The sequence below is a fragment of the Psychrilyobacter sp. genome (assembly GCF_037132775.1).
Taxonomy (GTDB): domain Bacteria; phylum Fusobacteriota; class Fusobacteriia; order Fusobacteriales; family Fusobacteriaceae; genus Psychrilyobacter.
Genome location: NZ_JBAHZY010000118.1, coordinates 1 through 19,589, shown reverse-complemented (window position 1 = coordinate 19,589; position 19,589 = coordinate 1). Strand labels below are relative to the sequence as shown.

The following is a 19,589-nucleotide window of genomic DNA, read 5'->3' as shown; positions in this document are numbered from 1 at the left end:
TTTTCAGAAATACCAGATGATGAGTTAGAAAGAACTGTAGAAAGAATTAGAAATAGACCGCGAAAAGTATTAAATTATTTTACTGCAAATGAAGTTTTCCTTGAAAATATGTGGTGGTGTGCTTGACAAGACTCACCGCCTATTTATTAATCTTAAATATTTCAAGCGAAAAAATCCCCGCTAAAAGCGAAGATTTTTAATGGTTACATATTGGGATCAACCTATAATCTAAACCCGTAGGGAAGTAGATCGGTAAAATTTACCACCTTGTATTCTTTTTTCATATTTGCCATGATGACAATGGTATCTTCTGTAGAGAATTCATTGATAACTTGTCTACAAGCACCACATGGTGAGATAGGACCCTCTGTGTCTCCTACAACAGCTATAACTTTAATCTTATTCATTCCTCTAGAGATAGCATGAAAGATGGCATTTCTTTCTCCGCACATAGATAGTCCGTAAGAAGAGTTTTCTACGTTACACCCTGAATAGTGGTTACCTCTATCGTCGATTAGAGTAGCTCCTACCTTAAAATTTGAAAATTTTGAATATGCACTATCACGAGCTGTGATAGCTTCGTCTATTAATTCTAATATTTCTTTTTCGTTTAACATGCTCTCACCTCTTTTTTTTATAAAGTACCCAATGCTATTTCGATCATTCCACCAAAAGTAGTTTGTCTTTCAGCAGAGGTAGTTTCTTCTCCAGTCACCAAATGATCAGAGATAGTAAGTAGAGTAAGAGCTTTTACTCCGTGTTTAGCTGCTACAGTATATAGACCAGCAGTTTCCATCTCTACACACAGTACACCATACGATGCCCATTTTTTATAGTCATCGAAGTTATCTCCATAAAATTCATCTGAAGTAAACACATTTCCAGCCTTTACTTTAATATTTTTGTCTTCAGCAGATTTGATAGCCTTCATCATTAAATCAAAATCAGCTGTGGGAGCATAATCTGCACCATTAAATCTGATCCTGTTTAATCCTGAGTTTGTAGAAGCTGACATGGCAATAACAATATCTCTGACTTTTATATCTTCTCTGTAAGACCCAGCTGATCCTACTCTGATTAAGTTTTTCACTCCAAATTCTTGGATCAATTCATTTACATAAATCGAGATAGATGGAACACCCATACCAGTTCCTTGAACAGACACTCTTTTACCCTTGTAAGTACCAGTATATCCATACATTCCCCTTACTTCATTGTAGCACACGACATCTTCTAAAAATGTTTCAGCAATCCATTTTGCTCTAAGTGGATCTCCTGGTAAGAGTACTGTTTCTGCTATATCACCTTTTTTTGCACCTATATGTATACTCATCTTCTGTTTCCTCCTAATTTTTTACTCTTATTTACATCCACACTTATGATCTTTTCCGTGATTATGATGACCATGATGTTTGCCACTACCACAACATTTAAATAGATCTTTGGCAAAGCTAGTTCCTGGAAGTTCATTCGAATCTAAGATTAACTCCTCAATTGTAGAAGCTATGTCAGCAAATGATTCCCTGTTTCCTAAGTTTACTCCTTTTTTTAATCCATGTCCGTATGTAAGGATAGGAATATATTCTCTAGTATGATCTGTTCCTTCATAGGTAGGATCACATCCATGATCGGCAGTTAATATTAAAAGATCTCCCTCTTTCATAGCATTTATAATTTCAGGTAATTTATTGTCAAATTCTTCGAGAGCCTCCTTGTATCCTTGTGGGTTTCTTCTATGTCCAAAATTCATGTCGAAATCAACTAAGTTTGTAAAAATAAGACCTTTGGAATCTTCTTTGATGGCCTTTATAGTTTTATTGATTCCGTCCATGTTATCAAGATTTGTTTTACGGGTATCAGTTACTCCTACACCTGCAAATATATCATTTGTTTTTCCGATAGCAACTACATCTAAACCTTTATCTTTAATCTTATCGAGGAGTGTAACTTTCGGTGGAACTACGGAATAATCATGTCTATTAGGAGTTCTCTTGTAATTTTCTACTCCATCTCCAAGGTAAGGTCTGGCGATCACTCTAGCTACAGGAGCCATTTCATCACATATTTCTAGTGCTATTTCACAGGCTTTATATAGTTCCGCCAGAGGTATATCTTCTTCGTGGGCTGCTATTTGCATTACTGGATCAGCGGAAGTATAAACTATCCAACTACCTGTCTTTTTTTGTTCAACTCCATAATCATCTAAAACTTTAGTTCCTGAATATGGCATGTTACAAATAATTTTTCTTCCAGTTCTTTTTTCAAGTTCATCCAAAACTTCTTTTGGAAATCCATTTGGATATGTTGGGAAAGGTATTTCGTTAATTATTCCAGCGATTTCCCAATGACCTGTTGTAGTATCTTTTCCTTTAGAAGCTTCTTTAGCTTTCCCGTAAGCTCCCAATGATTTTTCTCCACAACAATTTGTAGTTTTAGCTACACCTAATATGTTTGTTAAGTTTCCTAGACCTAACTGTTCCATATTTGGTAAGTTAACCCCACCTGTAGAACTTGCAATATGACCAAAGGTATTTGATCCTAGGTCTCCATAATCTTTTGCATCAGGTAATTCTCCGACACCAGCACTATCAAGTACGATTATTATGGCTCTATCTATATTTTTCATAACTACCCCCTTGTATTTTAATTCTTTTAATCATTCTATAATGATTAATCCATGATATATAGGACGGATGTCTTTGTTTTGACAAGTCGGTGCCTACACACCTAAAATTCTCCCTTATAAAAAAAATTCAACTTATACTACATTCTACTCTTTTTTCTAAAAATTAATAATTTATTTGAAAATTTTATTGGAAGAAGGAATGATATTAAATTTTGGTATATTTTATATGTAGGAGGTGAAAAGTATGATGGAAAATCAAATTATGATTAGTGGAAAAAAATTATTCTATAAGAATGGCTATTTTAAAACTAAGATTTCTGATATAACAACTGATATAGGGGTATCTACGGGAAATTTCTATACTTACTACAGCTCTAAAGAGGTGCTTTTAGACAAAATTTTGAGGGAACAATTAAATGTCTTAGATAGGGAATTTAAAATAGCTGTAGATATTGATGGAAATTTGCCAGAGATATTAAATAATTTTTTTATTGCAGCTATTAATTATGTAAAAAATATGATCCCGTTATATATTTTGAAGGAAGAGATTGAAGAAAATATAAACAAATTTAAAGATACAACAATAAAAATTATAAGGGAGTATGATAAGATCTTATCCCATTATATCAAGGTAATTATTTTGAAAGAGTCTATAAATTTAAAACAATTAGATATAATTGTATCACTTATAAATATTCAAACTAATATATATATAGCTCATCTTATAAAGGAAAATAAATTAGAATATTTAAATAGTGAGAGTGTGAAAAAAAAGGCTGAGATATTGACATCCTTATCTCTTTCAACCTGTACTGTATTTAATTTAAATTTTGAAAATATCAATAAATATGATGATTTGACAGGTGTATATTCCGAGGAATATTTCGTTAATTTCTTGAAAGAAGCCACCTTAATCAATAAGATGAGTGATGCAGATTTATTTTTTGTATATCCCCTGAGGCTCCAAGTTGATGAAAAAGATTTCTTTTCAGAATCAATATTAAAAGGAATGTCCGATATTTTGAAAACACACACAAAATCAGATGATGTTATAGGTATTCTAAATAAAATCTATTTTGTCATATACATGAAAAAAATAGGAGGAGAATCAGTAGAGAAATCCATTGAAAAAAGATTTAAAAAAATGTTTGAAAAGATGGAGGAAAAATATTCTAATAGAGGAGGTTGTGCAATACAAATTGAATTTCTTTCTCTTAAGGATTCAATGTCTTATACAACAATCAAATCAAAGATAGATGAAGTTATATATAGTGAAACAAAAGAATAAGAACTAAAAGGATCTAAAGATTATTCTTTTGATCCTTTTTATTTGTAATATTAAATATAAATGGTGTAATATAGTAATAGAAATAAAGATTATAAAGCAGGAGGGAATTGTGAATAATAAGATTATTATCAAAGGAGCACGTGAACATAACCTTAAAAATTTAGATTTAGAAATACCAAAATATAAATTCGTAGTTATAACCGGTGTAAGTGGTAGTGGGAAGTCATCCCTTGCCTTTGATACCATATATTCTGAGGGACAGAGGAGATATGTAGAAAGTTTATCAGCATATGCTAGACAATTTATAGGGCAGATGACAAAACCAGATTTAGATAGTATAGAAGGGTTGTCCCCCGCAATCTCTATCGAGCAAAAAACAACCAATAAAAATCCAAGATCAATAGTGGGAACTATGACAGAGGTATATGATTATATGAGATTACTCTATGCTCATATAGGAACAGCATACTGTCCAATATGTAATTCCCCTGTGAAAAAACAAAGTGTAGATGAAATTGTGGACACTATTATGGGAAAGGAGCAGCTAGGAGATAAACTGCTCCTCCTATCTCCAGTTATAAAAGATAAGAAAGGTACCCATAAAAATCTATTTATCAACTTAATAAAAAAAGGGTTTGTAAGGGCAAGGGTAGATGGAGAAATTTTATATTTAGAAGATGAGATAGACCTAGATAAGAATAAAAAACATAATATAGAAGTTGTTATAGACAGATTGATAATAAAAAAAGAAACCGAATTTTTAACTCGACTGACAGATGGGATAGAGAGTTCTATCGGGTTAACTGAAGGCAGAGTTATAGCAAATATAAATGGGGAAGATCATTCCTATAGTGAAAACTTTACCTGTCCCAACCATGAAGATATAGAGATCCCCGATATAAATCCTAGATTGTTTTCTTTTAATGCTCCCTATGGAGCATGTCCAGAGTGTAACGGATTGGGAAAAAAACTAGAAGTAGATGAAAATAAGCTGATCATAGATGAAAATAAATCTATCAATGATGGGGGAATCTATATCCCGGGAACCTCAAGTACTAGGGGTTATGTATGGACAATATTTTCTGCTATGGCAAAAAACTTTAAGATAGACTTAGATAAATCCTTTAAAAATTTAACAAAAAAGGAAAAGGATATTATATTTTATGGAAGTTCTGGGAAAAAATTTAAAGTTGATTATATTGGACGGGAATTTAGTTATAACGGGATGAAGAGTTTTGAAGGAATAGCCAAAAATCTAGAAAGAAGATACTATGAAACTGGTTCTGAATCTATGAAAGATGATATAGAAAATAAATATATGATGCGTAGAACCTGCAATAGCTGTCATGGGAAGAGACTCAGAGATGAAGTTCTGTCTATTACAGTGAATAAGATGAATATTATGGATGTTAGTTTTTTAAGTATAAAAGATTGTTTAGCATTTTTTAATGGGCTCACTCTGAATCCTAAGGAGGAGATGATAGCCAAGGATATATTAAAAGAGATAAGGGAACGACTTAACTTTATGATAAATGTAGGTTTAGATTACCTTAGTCTTGCCCGGGAGACAAGAACACTGTCTGGAGGAGAATCTCAAAGGATTAGGCTAGCTACTCAGATTGGAAGTGGGCTAACAGGGGTACTTTATGTATTGGATGAACCCAGTATAGGTCTGCATCAGAGGGATAATGATAAATTATTGAAAACCCTAAACAGACTTAAGGAGCTAGGGAATACCTTGATAGTTGTGGAACATGATGAAGATACCATGCTGCAAGCGGATTATATTTTTGATCTAGGGCCTGGGGCTGGAAGATTTGGTGGTGAGATAGTAGCCAAGGGAACACCTAAGCAGATTATGAAATCCAAAAGATCTCTCACTGGGAAATATCTAAAGGGGGAGATCTCGATAGAAATTCCAAAGAAAAGACGTAGATCCAAAGAAAATTTGGAATTATTAGGAGCTTGTGGGAACAATCTAAAAAATGTAGATGTGAAGATACCGCTAGGGATAATGACTGCCGTCACAGGAGTCAGTGGCAGTGGCAAGTCTACCTTGATTAATCAAACACTATACCCTATACTATTTAATAGTTTGAACAAAGGGAAACTATATCCCCTTGAGTACAGAAAAATAAAGGGGGTAGACCACCTAAATAAGGTGATAGATATAAATCAAAGTCCCATCGGTCGGACTCCTAGATCAAATACTGCTACCTATACCAAGATGTTTGACGATATTCGTGGAATATTTTCTGAAACTCGTGAAGCTAAACTTCGTGGATATCAAAAAGGTAGGTTTTCCTTCAATGTGAAAGGGGGACGGTGTGAAGCCTGCCAAGGGGCTGGAATCATTAAGATCGAGATGAACTTCCTACCAGATGTATATGTGGAATGTGAAGTATGCAAGGGGAAAAGGTATAGTCGCGAAACTTTGGAGATAGAGTATAAAGGGAAAAATATATCTGAAATTTTGGATCTCAGTGTAGGAGATGCCTATGGTTTTTTCAACAAGATCCCATCTCTAGAGAGAAGATTAAAGGTACTTATAGATGTAGGTTTAGACTACATAAAGTTAGGACAGCCTGCGACTACTTTGTCTGGTGGGGAAGCTCAAAGGATAAAATTAGCAACAGAACTGTCTAAGATGAGCAGAGGCCATACCATCTATATATTAGATGAGCCCACTACAGGACTTCATTTTGAAGACATTAGAAAGTTACTCGAAGTGCTCAATAGACTGGTGGATAAGGGGAATACCGTGATCATAATTGAGCACAACCTAGATGTAGTAAAAACAGCAGATTATATTATAGACATAGGACCTGAAGGGGGAGACGGTGGCGGAGAGATCATAGCTTTAGGAACACCTGAGGAGATAATTAAATCAAAAACTTCTTATACAGGGAAATATTTGAAAAAGTTATTGAATTAGGAAGGATTGAAAAACTTCAACTTTACAAAATGTTATTATTTTGTTATAATACTTTAAATTCACATCTAGGTTTTGGGGTGTCGCCCTTGGCTTGGTTTGGATAATTTAATTTTTAGGAGGAACAAACAATGGCAATGAGAACTAAAGCAGAAATCATCAAAGATTTCGGGAAAACAACAACTGATACAGGGTGTACTGAGGTACAAGTAGCTCTATTAACTGAGAGAATCAATCACTTAACTGGTCATTTAAGAACTAACAAGAAGGATCATCATTCTAGATTAGGACTATTGAAAATGGTTGGAAAAAGAAGAAGATTATTAGACTACATGATCAAGAAAGATTTAGCTGGTTACAGAACGTTAATCTCTAAATTAGGAATAAGAAAGTAATTAATTGGACAGGTCTTGGACCTGTCTTTTTTTTATTGTACAAACAGTTTTTATGTTGTATAATTTTGGTAACAGACGGAGGGTGATTGACATTAATATGATTGAATTTTTTATAGCTAAAAAACATATTTTAGAGAGAAAAAGACAGAGTATAATAGCTATATTAGGAGTAGCTATCGGTGTAACTGTACTTACTGTATCTATAGGAATATCTAATGGGCTGAATAAAAATATGGTGGACAGTATACTATCGATAAGTTCCCATATAGTGGCCACAAAAAATGGAGAAGCCATAGAGGACTACAGAGAATTACAGACACAGATAGAATCGATAAAAGGTGTGAAAGGGGTAGTGCCTCAGATATCCACCCAGGGTATTTTAAAATATAAAGGTGTTTTTGGTTCTTATATATCAGGAGTGAAGATAAATGGGCTGGATTTTGATGATGCTAAGACAGCTATGAACCTGGAGAAAAAAATAGTTTCTGGAACAATGGACATAAAGAAACCTACAGAATTTCTTATAGGAAAGGAATTGTTTGATCAGTTAGGAGCAAAATTAGGAGATAAAATTACTGTGGTGTCTGCGGATAATAGGGAGATGCACCTGACTATAACAGGAGTCTTCCAATCAGGATACTATGAATATGACACTACTATGATAATAGTTCCACTCCGTGCTGTACAAATTTTATCCTATACCGGTGATACGGTTACTAGTTTAGAGGTATTTTTAGATGATGTATATAGCGCAAATGAATTATCGGGACAGATTCAAATGGAAACCAATATGAGTACCAGGACTTGGGGAGACTTGAATAGAAATCTATTGGCTGCCCTATCCCTTGAAAAGACAGTGATGGTCTTGGTGTTTTCTTTGATAGTCATCATAGCAGGATTTGTAGTATGGGTAATATTAAATATGCTGGTTAAGGAAAAAACTAGAGACATTGGAATAATGAGATCTATGGGGTTCAGCAGTAAAAATATAATGAAAATATTTATGCTAGAAGGGCTTTTTCTGGGATCCCTTGGGATTGTAGTTGGTCTCAGTATATCAGGTGGCCTCCTTTGGTATATAAAAGATAATACAATAAGTCAAATAACTAATATTTATTATTTGAATAAGATACCTGTAGAGATAACTTCTAAGGAAATTTTTATAATAGTAGGAGCAAATATAATTATTATATTTTTATCGAGTGTTTTTCCGGCTTACAAAGCTGCAAAATTACAGGTAGTGGAAGCACTGAAATATGATTAAAACGGTAGAGGAGATGAAAAATGTCTGAGGTAATATTGAAAATAGAAAAGTTAAATAAACGATATAAGGATAAAAAACGAGATATCCAAATATTAAATGATTTAGATTTTGAGATAAACAAGGGAGAATTTGTTTCTGTGTTAGGGAAATCTGGTTCGGGGAAAACTACATTTTTAAATATGATTGGAATGTTGGACAGGCCTGATTCAGGAGATGTCTACTATGCAGGTCAAAATGTAAGTAAGGCACCTAGTTCAAAGATAGACCTTCTGAGAAACGAGATGTTGGGATTTATATTTCAATTTCATTACCTTTTACCAGAATTTTCAGCTCTTGAAAATGTAATGCTGCCGGGTCTTATTGGAAAGAAAAAAAGCCGTGAAGAGGTAAAAAAAAGAGCAACAGAACTTCTTATAGAGATGCAGATGGGAGATCGGTTGGATCATAAACCCACTGAGCTGTCTGGAGGAGAAAAACAACGGGTAGCTATAGCTCGCGCAATGATAAATGAACCTAAGATAATATTGGCGGATGAGCCTACAGGGAATTTGGATGAGGAAACCAGTGAGGTGATCCACAATCTCTTAAGAAAAATATGTAGAGAGAAGAAACAAACTATAATAGTGGTGACTCATAGTACGGAACTAGCAAGTATTACAGATAAAAGGTATCACTTGACCAAGGGAAAATTAGAATTGCTGACGGATTAGCCTAAAAAATATAATTACAGATTAAAATCTTATAATTACTTTATATAGTAGTTATAAGTTTTTAGTTTGTATGAAATATAACCGGGGGGGCGTAATATGAAAAGTTTTGAAGAAATACTGTTTAAAGCACAACAGCAAGGGAAAAAAAAAGTTATCTCTGTAGCTGTAGCTCAAGACAGGGAAGTACTGTTATCTGTAGAGGAAGCTAGAAAAAAAGGTGTGGTAGATGGAATATTAGTAGGGGATTCTGCCAAGATAAAAAAAATAGCAGACGAGCTGAAGATAGACTTGTCAAACTATAAAATCATCGACAAAAAAGATGATGTAGAAGCTGCCAGACAGGCTGTAATAGAGGTGTCTAGCGGAAGAGCAGATATGTTGATGAAGGGGCTTGTGGATACAAGTGTAGTATTGAAAGCTGCATTGGATAAAGAAATTGGTCTTAGAGGAGACGGAATACTGTCTCATGTTGCTGTATTTGAGATTGAAAACTATGATAGATTATTTTTTATTACAGATGCGGCTATGAATATAGCACCAAATTTGGAAACTAAGAAAAAAATAATAGATAACTCCGTAAAAGTGGCTCGTGCTTTAGAGATAGAAATGCCTAAGGTAGCTTGTATTTGTGCCAAGGAAAAAATGAATCCAAAGATGCCGGATACAGTGGATGCGCATGAATTAGAAGAGATGAACAAAAGGGGAGAAATAAAAAATTGTGTAGTAGGAGGACCTTTTGCATTAGATAATGCTGTATCAATAGAGGCAGCTAAACACAAGGGGATAGAGCATGAAGTGGCTGGAATGGCAGATATTTTGTTGGCTCCAGATATCGAAGGTGGGAATATCCTATATAAATCTATATCTTATTTTGCAAGGTCTAAGGGAGCAGGATTGATAGTAGGAGCGACAGCACCAATTATCTTGACTTCTAGAGCAGACAGTGAGGAAACTAAGTTAAATTCAATAATATTAGGAGCAATGACAGCAGGTAAATTATAAGTTTTAATTTGTTTGAAGCATATAGGGGGAATAAAAAAATGAGTTATAAAATATTAGCAATCAATCCAGGGTCTACATCTACAAAGATAGCAATCTATGAAAATGAAAATGAGATCTTTGAAAAAACTCTGAGACATACAAATGAGGAGTTAGCACCATTTGAAAATATCTCAGACCAATTGGCATTTAGAAGGGAAGTTATCTTAGACGCAGTATCTGAATCAGGAATAAAAATCGAAGAACTAGCGGCTGTTGTAGGTAGGGGTGGACTGTTAAAACCAATTGCTGGGGGAACCTATGAAGTCAATGAAGATATGTTGGCAGATTTAAAGGTCGGAGTATTAGGAGAACATGCATCGAACTTAGGTGGAAGGATAGCTCACGAGATAGCGTCTACTGTCTCAAAGCCTTCGTATATTGTAGATCCCGTAGTAGTAGATGAGTTAAATGAGGTAGCTAGAGTATCAGGGATACCTGAATTACAGAGAAAGAGTATCTTCCATGCACTGAATCAAAAAGCAGTAGCCAGAAGAGCTGCTAAAGAGATAGGTAGACCCTATGATGAACTGAACTTAATTGTGGTGCATCTTGGTGGTGGGATCAGTGTAGGAGCTCATTCAAATGGTAGAGTTATAGATGTAAATAATGCACTTGATGGAGATGGACCGTTCTCACCTGAAAGATCTGGACAACTTCCTATTGGAGATCTTTTAAAGATGGCTACAAGTGGTAAATATGATCTAGATTTCATCAAAAAAAGGATCAAGGGAAATGGTGGAGTAGTAGCATATTTAAATACCAATGATATGAAAGAAGTTACTGATAATGCTGAAAACGGAGATAAAAAATCAAGTCTTATTGTAGAAGCTATGGGATATCAAGTAGCTAAAGAAGTTGGGTCTATGGCAGCGGTACTTTCTGGAAAGGTAGATGCTATTATCTTAACAGGAGGAATTGCTTATTCTAAGAAAATAGTAGGAGATATAACAGATAGAATTTCATTTATAGGAGAGGTAAAGGTATATCCTGGAGAAGATGAGATGTTGGCTTTAGCTGAAGGTGGTTTGAGAGTATTGACAGGGGAAGAATCTCCTAAGAAATACTAAACTATAAAATTTAACATGAGAGGGACTCCTAATGAAGGAGTCCTTCTTTGTATATAGAAATTTATTTTTTAAAATTAAAATAGGAAAATTAAAAAAATGAGGTATACTTAAATTAAGAGGAGCTACTAAAACCTCTAAGTACATTATTTCTAATAAAGGAAGTGAAGTCTATGAGAATGATTATAAGCGGGAGACATCTAGAAGTTACACCGGGAATAAGAGCACATGCTGAGAAAAAAATAGGAAAGATAAAAAAATATTTTGATCAAATAGCGGAGGTGTATATCACTCTCTCAGCGCAAAATGTAAAGACGGGAAAGGTTCATACAGCGGATGTATTAGTTTATGTAAACGGTTCTAAGATAAAAGCTAGAGTGGAAGATATAGATCTATATGCTGCTATCGATGAGGTAGTAGATATACTTGAAAAACAGTTGACTAAATATAAGGAAAAATTAAGAGATAATAATCATGCTAATGCTCTTAAAAAGTTTGATTATAATCCTGAAACTGGTAATATAACAAGGGAAAAAGTAAGTAGAGTTATTCCTACTAAAATAATGGCTAAGCCAATGGAAATAGGAGAAGCTATTTTACAGATGGAGACTATGGGGAAAAATTTCTATATCTTTATGAATGCTGAAACTGAGGAATTAAATGTAGTATATAAGAGAAGAGACGGAGATTACAGCCACGTAGAAGCTGGATGGGAATCGAAATAACTAAAAAGGGGTTAATCATTATGATTAGCTCCTTTTTTTCTTGCTTTTATCACTATAAATAAACCTTAAATCGTGGTATATTTTGATGTATTATAAATGTAAAAAAAAATTAAAATTTTAATTTCGCTATAGGCGATGGAGGGATAAAAGATGAAAGGACACAAAAATCTAATGGTTCAAGGAACGGCATCATCAGTGGGAAAAAGTTTGATAACGACTGCATTATGTAGATTGATACATAAGAAGGGGTATAGAGTTTGTCCGTTTAAGTCACAAAATATGGCACTTAATTCATATATAACTGAGGATGGTCTAGAAATGGGAAGGGCTCAAGTGGTACAGGCAGAGGCTTGTGGAATAAAACCTGAGGTATACATGAATCCAATATTATTAAAACCGACTAGCAACAGAAAATCTCAAGTGATTTTAAATGGTAGAGTTGTGGAAAATATGGGAGCCGTAGAATATTCAAAGTATAAAGAGGGATTGAAAAAAGAGATTTTAAAAAACTATGACTACATAAAGAAAAACTACGATATATCTATAATTGAGGGAGCCGGTAGCCCGGTAGAGATAAATCTTAAAAAGGGAGATCTGGTAAATATGGGGATGGCTCATATGGCGGATTCACCTGTGATCATTGTAGCAGATATAGACAGGGGAGGAGTGTTTGCCAGTGTAGTAGGGACTATGACACTTTTTACTTCTGAAGAAAGAGCCAGAGTAAAAGGGATAATCATAAATAAATTCAGAGGAGATGTGAAAATATTAGAACCTGGATTGAGACAATTAGAAGGAATTATAGGTGTTCCAGTATTAGGAGTGGTACCCTATACAAAATTAAATATAGAGGATGAAGATGGGGTAACTGATAAATTTAAAAGGGAAACTATGGATAAAGATATAAAAATATCGGTAATAAAATTAAAACATATGTCTAATTTCACAGATTTAGATGCGTTTAACCTGTATGAGGATGTGTCGATAAAATACGTAGACAGAGTAGAGGACTTAGGAAATGAAGATATGATAGTTATTCCAGGATCGAAGAGTACGATAGATGATTTAAAAGAATTAAAAGAAATGGGAATAGCAGAGAAGGTAGTGAGATTATCCAAGAGCGGAACTATAATATTTGGGATTTGTGGAGGATATCAAATGCTAGGAGGGAAGATAGAGGACCCAGAAAAATTAGAAGGGGATGTCAGTGAAATATCTGGACTAGGATTACTAGACCTTACTACTACCATGCAAAGATCAAAGAACACTCTCCAATATCACGGGAAAATATTAACAGATGAGGGATTGTTTGAGGGGCTTTATGGGAAACCTATAAAGGGGTATGAAATCCATCAAGGGATAACTAATGGTAAGGAAGAAGGTATATTTTTAGATGGAGAAAAATATATAAATGGAGTTATTAAAAATAATATAATTGGATGCTATATTCACGGGATTTTTGATAATACAGAATTCACTCGTGGTTTCTTAAATAATATAAGAAAACAAAAAGGCTTGGACGGAGTAGATGCTACAATTAGTTTTGAGGAATTTAAAGAAAAAGAATATGATAAATTAGCTAAAGTTGTGGAAGAATCAGTGGATATGGAAAAATTATATGAGATAATAGGGATCTCCCATTAATTGAAATGTTAGTCTATAAGTGATATACTAAAACTAGAGTTACGATTTTTAGTTTATGCAACGTACACAGGGGGAACAATGGGAAAAATCATATATATAACAGGGGGAGCTAGAAGTGGAAAGAGTACTTTGGCTGAAAATATAGCTCTGAATAATTATAAAACAAGGACATATCTTGCCACAGCAATTCCTTATGATGATGAGATGGTAGACAGAATAGATAAACATCTTGTTCAAAGAGGTGAAAATTGGGAAACAATAGAGGGGTATAAAAATATATCTAAGCTTTTAGAAGATAAGACGGAAAGTGATGTGGTACTCCTCGATTGTCTTACTAATATGGTGAGTAACCTTCTTTTAGATAACCATGTAGACTGGGATATGGTGACTCCTCCAGAAGTGAACGAGATGGAGGACAAAATCATGCTAGAGATAGACAATCTCTTGGTTTGTATAGACTCACACAGAGGGGATTTTATAATTGTCAGCAATGAATTAGGCATGGGGCTAGTGCCACCCTATCCACTGGGGCGATATTTTAGAGATATTTCAGGCAGGATAAATCAAAGGATAGCTGAAGAAAGTCACGAAGCCTATATGGTGGTTTCTGGGATTAAGGTTAGATTAAAATAGAGAATTAATAGGAGGAACAAAATGAAGGGATTTTTACTTCTTTTACAATTTATGACAAGGATACCGACTCCAAAAATGGAGTATGAACCAAAAAAAATGGGGAAAGCTATGAAATTTTTTCCAGTAGTTGGAATGATAATAGGGGCGATTTTATACTATTCATTTATAGTTTTAAATCAATTTTTTGACAGCCCAGAGGTAATAGCAATATTGATAATATTGATAGAAATAGTTCTTACAGGGGGACTACATCTAGACGGTTTAGCAGATACATTTGATGGAATATTTAGTTATAGAAGTAAAAAGCGTATGTTGGAGATAATGAAAGACTCTAGAATTGGAAGTAATGGGGCATTATCTTTGATAATTTATTTTGCTCTTAAAGGAACTCTTTTAAAAGAAGTTATATCCATAGATGGGGCACCTTATTTTTTACTTGTAATGCCTGTAATAGCCAGATTTAACAGTACTTTAAACTGTGGAGTAGCAAAATATGCCAGACCTAGTGGGATGGGGAAATCAATAGTAGAGGAAACAAAGACGATAGATGTATTGATATCTTTTGTTATAACAGCAGCTTTTTCATATTATTTTATAGGAATGATAGGGATATATGCCCTTATGGTAGTAAGTATCCTAGGAATATACTTTGCTAAATTGATGGAAAGGAAGATCGGCGGAATAACGGGAGATACCCTTGGTGCTGTAGTAGAAATATCTACAATAATTGTACTTCTAGTTGGAGCAATAAATGGGTAAATTAATCTTAGTAAGACATGGAGAGAGTGAATTAAATATAGAAAATATTTTTTTTGGGCATCTAGATCCTAAACTTACAAAAAAAGGAACGAATCAAGCTCAGAGAACAAAAGAGATATTATCTAGTATAAACTATAAAAAGATCTACAGTAGTCCATTAAAAAGAGCTGTAGAAACAGCTGAAATAATAAATGTGAAAAACTATGATTTAAATTTAGTTGAGGAACTAAAAGAACTAAATTTTGGGATCTTAGAGGGACTTACCTATGAAGAAATCCTAAAAAAATATCCTGAAGATGCTCTGAAATGGAAAGAAAATTGGCAGACTTATGACTATCAGACGGGAGAAAGTGTCCAGCAATTACAGGAAAGATGTGTGAATTTTGTAGAATCACTGGATTTTTCTGGAGAAAACATAGTAGCCGTGTGTCATTGGGGAGTAATAAATTGTATCTTAAGTCATTATTTTTCCGGAGGTTTGGACGGATACTGGAAATTTGCTCCCAATTATGCTGGAATAATAGTTATAGAATTTACAGATGGATATCCAATCTTAAAGGGGATCAATATAGGAGATGTCGATGGAATTATATAAGGCAACATTAAAGAGGATAAAACCCATAAATATCGAAATAATTAAAAAGGCAAAGAAAATATTGGATGAAAAGATGAAACCCTTAGGAAGTTTGGGTAAATTAGAAGAACTAGCTACTCAAATATCTGGAATAACTGGAAGGCTAGATAATACAATTTCAAAAAAATTACATTTAGTAGTCTCAGCAGACAATGGAATAGTGGAGGAGGGAGTCTCATCTTGCCCAATTGAATATACAAAGATTGTTTCTGAAGCAATGTTATCTAAAGTGGCAGCTATTGGAATTTTGTGTGATATATTGGATGTGGATTTTAAATTAATAGATATAGGAATAGCAGGAGAGATAGAGAGGGAATACCCAAATTTATATAGAAAAAAAATAAAAATGGGAACCAATAATTTTGTATATGAACCAGCTATGAGCTATGATGAATGTATAAAAGCAATAGAAGTAGGTATATCAATCGTAGAAGAAAACTTAGACTACGATATATTTTCTAATGGAGAGATGGGGATAGGAAATACTACTACAAGCAGTGCTATCCTCTATGCCTTGACAGGTGAAAACTTAGATTTAATTGTAGGCCGTGGTGGTGGTCTCAGTGATCGTGGGCTTATGAAGAAAAAAAAGGTGATAAAGGATGCTGTAGAGAAATATAACCTCTTTGAAAACAATCCCATAGAGATCCTCCGATGTGTAGGAGGTTTAGATATTGCCTGCATGGCAGGAATCTATCTTGGATGTGCAGCTAACTCTAAACCAATATTAATAGACGGTTTTATATCTAGTGTAGCAGCATTGGTTGCTCAAAAGATAGTTCCTGATACGGTGGATTATATGATAGCTACCCATAGAAGCGAGGAGCCAGGGATGGTAATAATAAGCAAAACTTTGGGGAGAAAAACATTTTTAGATATGAACATGAGATTGGGAGAGGGAACAGGGGCAGTCCTTGCATACCCAATAATAATATCAGCTTTAGAGGTGATGAAAAGGATGAAAACTCCAAAGGAAGTCTATAAAATCTTAGGGTAGCAGGGGGAGTGTCGTGGAAGAAAAAGAACATTCAGGACATAGAGGTAGAATTAGATCTAAAATTTTAAAGAATGGTTTAGATGGATTTCTAGATTATGAAATTTTAGAGGCACTATTATTTTATACTATTTTAAGAAAAGATACTAAGCAGGCAGCCAAAGACCTTTTAAAGGAATTCAAAACATTGGAGAGAGTTTTAGCTACATCTAAAGATGAAATATTATCGTTAAAAATAAAAGGAATAAGCGAAAACACCTGTATCCATTTTAAACTCCTAAATGATTTAAATAAAAAATTATATAAGGAAAAATTCAGAAAAGAAATCATTTTAAACTCTGTAGAAGCTACATATGATTATTTAAAGAGTAGTATAGGGCTCTTAGAGAAAGAAGTTTTTAAAATTATATTTTTAAGTGCTAACAACAAGTATTTAGGAGATGAAATTATATTTTTAGGAACAATAGACCGGAGTCAGATATACCCCCGTGAAATAGTGAAATGTGTGATGAAATATAACGCAAAATCAGTTATATTTTCCCATAATCATCCGTCGGGGAATCCAAAACCATCTCAGGCAGACCTTGAGATGACAAAAAAGTTAAAAAAAATACTAGAACCTTTGGAAGTGAGGGTTTTAGATCATATAATTATAACCCCGGAAAAATATTATAGTTTTCTAGAAGAGGGGATTATATAGAGGAGGCTACAATGAATAAATCTAACATGATGACTATAGAAGAAAAAATGGCTATAAGATTAAAGGAAAAAAATAATAAAGGAACTCAAAAGAAAGAAGTAACAGATGAGACTCCTAAAGATAAAGTTGAAAATAAAAAAAATGAGACAAAGAATAAACCAGAAGTGATAAAAAAAGAAGTAATAAAACCAGAAATGATAAAATCAAGAAAAGTAGAAAAAGTAGAAAAAGTAGAAAAAGTAGTAGAGGAAGATTTAGCTATGCCAGCTCCTGCTGCCTGTGGGACAAAACCTTGTGATGAAAACTGTGAAAAAAAGAAAGCTGCCAAAGAGGAATTAAATAGAGAGATCTTAGATGAAGAATGGGAAGCTGAAAATAAAAATGCGAAGGATATAGAAAAAGTTGAAGAAAAACAATATAAGATCTTGGGGATTATGTTTGAAATAACTAGAAAGAGATATTATTTTGAAGTAGTAGATGAAGTCGATTATATAGTGGGAGATAGAGCTGTAGTGGATACTGCTAGAGGTAAGGAGATCGGTTTAGTATATATGGCTCCTAAAATGATGACTGAAAAATCTTTGGTATTACCTTTAAAACCTGTAATCAGAAAGGCTACAAAAGAGGATAATAAACAATTTGAGATTCTAAAAGCAGAGGCAGAAAAAGCCCATAATATAGGAAAAGAAAAGATAAAAAAACATGAACTACCTATGAAATTAGTGGCTACAGAGTTTACTTTTGATAAATCAAAATTGATCTTCTATTTTACAGCAGAGGGTAGGATAGATTTTAGAAACTTAGTAAAAGAGTTAGCGACTATATTTAAACTTAGAATTGAATTGCGTCAAATAGGTGTGAGAGATGAAGCTAGAATATTAGGGAGCTTAGGAATCTGTGGGAAGGAACTTTGTTGCAGAATTTATATCAATAAATTTGATTCAGTCCTCATTAAGATGGCAAGAGATCAAGGACTGGTAATAAATCCTTCAAAAATTTCTGGAGCTTGCGGTAGACTGCTTTGTTGCATTAAATATGAATATCAACAATATGCCGATGCTCTATTGAAGTGCCCGAGTATGGGTCAGACAGTAAATGTAGGAGATGGCAAGGGCAGAGTCGTTGGGATAAATCCATTGAATGAGTATTTGTATGTAGATGTAGAAGGAAAAGGCAGAATGAGGTTGAATTTGGATGAGGTAAGTTTTGATAAGAAAGAAGCTAGAAAACAACATAAATCCAAGAAAAAAACACCTGAAGAAACAGCAGCGAAGGGGCTGGAAGCGAAATAATGAGAGCAGATGAAAATTTAGAACCCCTAGATTATGGAATGGTTATTCTACAAAAAAAAGATGGATTTAGGTTTGGAGAAGACGCTGTCATGGTGGCGGAGTTTTTTACCCCCGCTAAAAATGGGAACCTACTAGATATAGGAACAGGAACAGGAATAATTTCACTGATCCTGTCTAGAGATCCTGTGATAAACAAGATCACATCGGTAGAGATCCAAGAAGATATGGCAGATATGGCCAAAAGAAGCGTGGAAAAAAATAATCTTATAGAAAAAATAGAGGTTCTCGATATCGATATAAAAAAGTTAAATAGAGGGAATAGCTATGACTATATAGTGAGTAACCCACCCTATATGAAAAAAGCTAATGGGAAGGTAAACCCCCACTCCATAAAAGCAATTTCCAGACATGAGATAACTTTAAATTTGGAAGAGTTGATAACTGAGAGTAGAAGGCTCCTAAAACCAGGAGGAAGTCTGACACTGATATATAGAAGTGAGAGGATGGTAGAACTATTAAATAATCTATCGGAATTTGGATTTTATCCAAAGAGGATACAAAATATATTCAGTGAAACTACTAAAGTTTCTAAACTTTTCCTGATAGAAGCTATCAAGGGGAAAAATAAAGGTTTTGAATTTTTAGAGCCACTCTATATAAAGTAAAAGAGATATATAACATTAAAAGAGGCGATGCCTCTTTTTTTTTGAAGAAAAAACTCCTGTGTTTACAAGTTTTTTTAATAGATTTTAGGGTCTGTCTCATATTTTGTGTAAACCTCCAAATTAGTGTAAACTACAATTACATTAATTTGGAGGTTTTTTTATGAGAAAAAGAAGAAAAGATTTATCCCCTGATGAATTAGCACGAAAAGAGCTAATTAGAGAA

At 33.9% G+C, this 19,589-nt stretch carries 19 protein-coding genes; 16 read left to right on the top strand and 3 right to left on the bottom strand.

The annotated features are described in order from the left end of the window. Nucleotides 1–221 precede the first annotated feature (221 nt). The 3 genes from cdd to V5784_RS07820 are packed head-to-tail and all read right to left on the bottom strand — an operon-like array spanning nucleotide 222 to nucleotide 2,626. Nucleotides 222–617, bottom strand: coding sequence for a cytidine deaminase (cdd, locus tag V5784_RS07830; RefSeq protein ID WP_336888473.1), 396 nt, complete (start codon nucleotides 615–617; stop codon nucleotides 222–224). A gap of 17 nt (nucleotides 618–634) precedes the next feature. Beyond that, a complete protein-coding gene (gene deoD, locus V5784_RS07825) occupies nucleotides 635–1,333 on the bottom strand; it encodes a purine-nucleoside phosphorylase (protein ID WP_336888472.1) in 699 nt (232 codons plus the stop codon). A 27-nt stretch (nucleotides 1,334–1,360) separates the two neighbouring features. After that, nucleotides 1,361–2,626: a phosphopentomutase gene (locus tag V5784_RS07820; protein WP_336888471.1), complete on the bottom strand. Its 1,266-nt coding sequence runs from the start codon at nucleotides 2,624–2,626 to the stop codon at nucleotides 1,361–1,363. A 244-nt stretch (nucleotides 2,627–2,870) separates the two neighbouring features. Here V5784_RS07820 and V5784_RS07815 point away from each other — a divergent pair, with 244 nt between their 5' ends. The 16 genes from V5784_RS07815 to V5784_RS07740 all read left to right on the top strand — a co-directional run bounded on the left by V5784_RS07815 (nucleotide 2,871) and on the right by V5784_RS07740 (nucleotide 19,366). Further along, nucleotides 2,871–3,914, top strand: a complete 1,044-nt coding sequence (locus tag V5784_RS07815) for a TetR/AcrR family transcriptional regulator (RefSeq protein WP_336888470.1) — start codon at nucleotides 2,871–2,873, stop codon at nucleotides 3,912–3,914. Between the two features lie 109 nt (nucleotides 3,915–4,023). Beyond that, nucleotides 4,024–6,849: an excinuclease ABC subunit UvrA gene (gene uvrA, locus V5784_RS07810; RefSeq protein WP_336888469.1), complete on the top strand. Its 2,826-nt coding sequence runs from the start codon at nucleotides 4,024–4,026 to the stop codon at nucleotides 6,847–6,849. 134 nt (nucleotides 6,850–6,983) lie between these two features. Continuing rightward, nucleotides 6,984–7,241, top strand: a complete 258-nt coding sequence (gene rpsO, locus V5784_RS07805; RefSeq protein WP_336888475.1) for a 30S ribosomal protein S15 — start codon at nucleotides 6,984–6,986, stop codon at nucleotides 7,239–7,241. A gap of 97 nt (nucleotides 7,242–7,338) precedes the next feature. Then, the gene (locus tag V5784_RS07800; RefSeq protein ID WP_336888474.1) at nucleotides 7,339–8,505 is read left to right on the top strand and encodes an ABC transporter permease; all 1,167 of its coding nucleotides are present in this window, start codon (nucleotides 7,339–7,341) and stop codon (nucleotides 8,503–8,505) included. A 20-nt stretch (nucleotides 8,506–8,525) separates the two neighbouring features. Next, the gene (locus tag V5784_RS07795) at nucleotides 8,526–9,215 is read left to right on the top strand and encodes an ABC transporter ATP-binding protein (RefSeq protein ID WP_336888468.1); all 690 of its coding nucleotides are present in this window, start codon (nucleotides 8,526–8,528) and stop codon (nucleotides 9,213–9,215) included. Nucleotides 9,216–9,311: 96 nt separating this feature from the next. Next, a complete protein-coding gene (ptb, locus tag V5784_RS07790; protein WP_336888467.1) occupies nucleotides 9,312–10,217 on the top strand; it encodes a phosphate butyryltransferase in 906 nt (301 codons plus the stop codon). A gap of 38 nt (nucleotides 10,218–10,255) precedes the next feature. After that, complete coding sequence (gene buk, locus V5784_RS07785) at nucleotides 10,256–11,323, top strand: butyrate kinase (protein WP_336888466.1); 1,068 nt, start codon at nucleotides 10,256–10,258, stop codon at nucleotides 11,321–11,323. 170 nt (nucleotides 11,324–11,493) lie between these two features. Then, nucleotides 11,494–12,045 carry a ribosome-associated translation inhibitor RaiA gene (raiA, locus tag V5784_RS07780; RefSeq protein ID WP_336888465.1) on the top strand — a complete coding sequence of 184 codons (552 nt, stop codon included), beginning with the start codon at nucleotides 11,494–11,496 and terminating at the stop codon, nucleotides 12,043–12,045. Between the two features lie 150 nt (nucleotides 12,046–12,195). Beyond that, a complete protein-coding gene (locus V5784_RS07775; protein WP_336888464.1) occupies nucleotides 12,196–13,689 on the top strand; it encodes a cobyric acid synthase in 1,494 nt (497 codons plus the stop codon). Between the two features lie 78 nt (nucleotides 13,690–13,767). Then, on the top strand, nucleotides 13,768–14,322 hold the full coding sequence (cobU, locus tag V5784_RS07770; protein ID WP_336888463.1) for a bifunctional adenosylcobinamide kinase/adenosylcobinamide-phosphate guanylyltransferase: 555 nt from the start codon (nucleotides 13,768–13,770) through the stop codon (nucleotides 14,320–14,322). A gap of 21 nt (nucleotides 14,323–14,343) precedes the next feature. Further along, nucleotides 14,344–15,081: an adenosylcobinamide-GDP ribazoletransferase gene (cobS, locus tag V5784_RS07765; RefSeq protein WP_336888462.1), complete on the top strand. Its 738-nt coding sequence runs from the start codon at nucleotides 14,344–14,346 to the stop codon at nucleotides 15,079–15,081. Then, on the top strand, nucleotides 15,074–15,676 hold the full coding sequence (locus tag V5784_RS07760) for a histidine phosphatase family protein (protein WP_336888461.1): 603 nt from the start codon (nucleotides 15,074–15,076) through the stop codon (nucleotides 15,674–15,676). Before cobS ends, V5784_RS07760 begins: the two co-directional genes overlap by 8 nt. Continuing rightward, nucleotides 15,663–16,712 carry a nicotinate-nucleotide--dimethylbenzimidazole phosphoribosyltransferase gene (cobT, locus tag V5784_RS07755; RefSeq protein ID WP_336888460.1) on the top strand — a complete coding sequence of 350 codons (1,050 nt, stop codon included), beginning with the start codon at nucleotides 15,663–15,665 and terminating at the stop codon, nucleotides 16,710–16,712. The genes V5784_RS07760 and cobT overlap by 14 nt, the downstream gene beginning before the upstream one ends. A 13-nt stretch (nucleotides 16,713–16,725) precedes the next feature. Next, a complete protein-coding gene (gene radC / locus V5784_RS07750) occupies nucleotides 16,726–17,409 on the top strand; it encodes a DNA repair protein RadC (RefSeq protein ID WP_336888459.1) in 684 nt (227 codons plus the stop codon). Nucleotides 17,410–17,420: 11 nt separating this feature from the next. Then, nucleotides 17,421–18,701 carry a stage 0 sporulation family protein gene (locus tag V5784_RS07745; RefSeq protein ID WP_336888458.1) on the top strand — a complete coding sequence of 427 codons (1,281 nt, stop codon included), beginning with the start codon at nucleotides 17,421–17,423 and terminating at the stop codon, nucleotides 18,699–18,701. Then, on the top strand, nucleotides 18,701–19,366 hold the full coding sequence (locus tag V5784_RS07740) for a methyltransferase (protein ID WP_336888457.1): 666 nt from the start codon (nucleotides 18,701–18,703) through the stop codon (nucleotides 19,364–19,366). The genes V5784_RS07745 and V5784_RS07740 overlap by 1 nt, the downstream gene beginning before the upstream one ends. Nucleotides 19,367–19,589 lie beyond the last annotated feature (223 nt).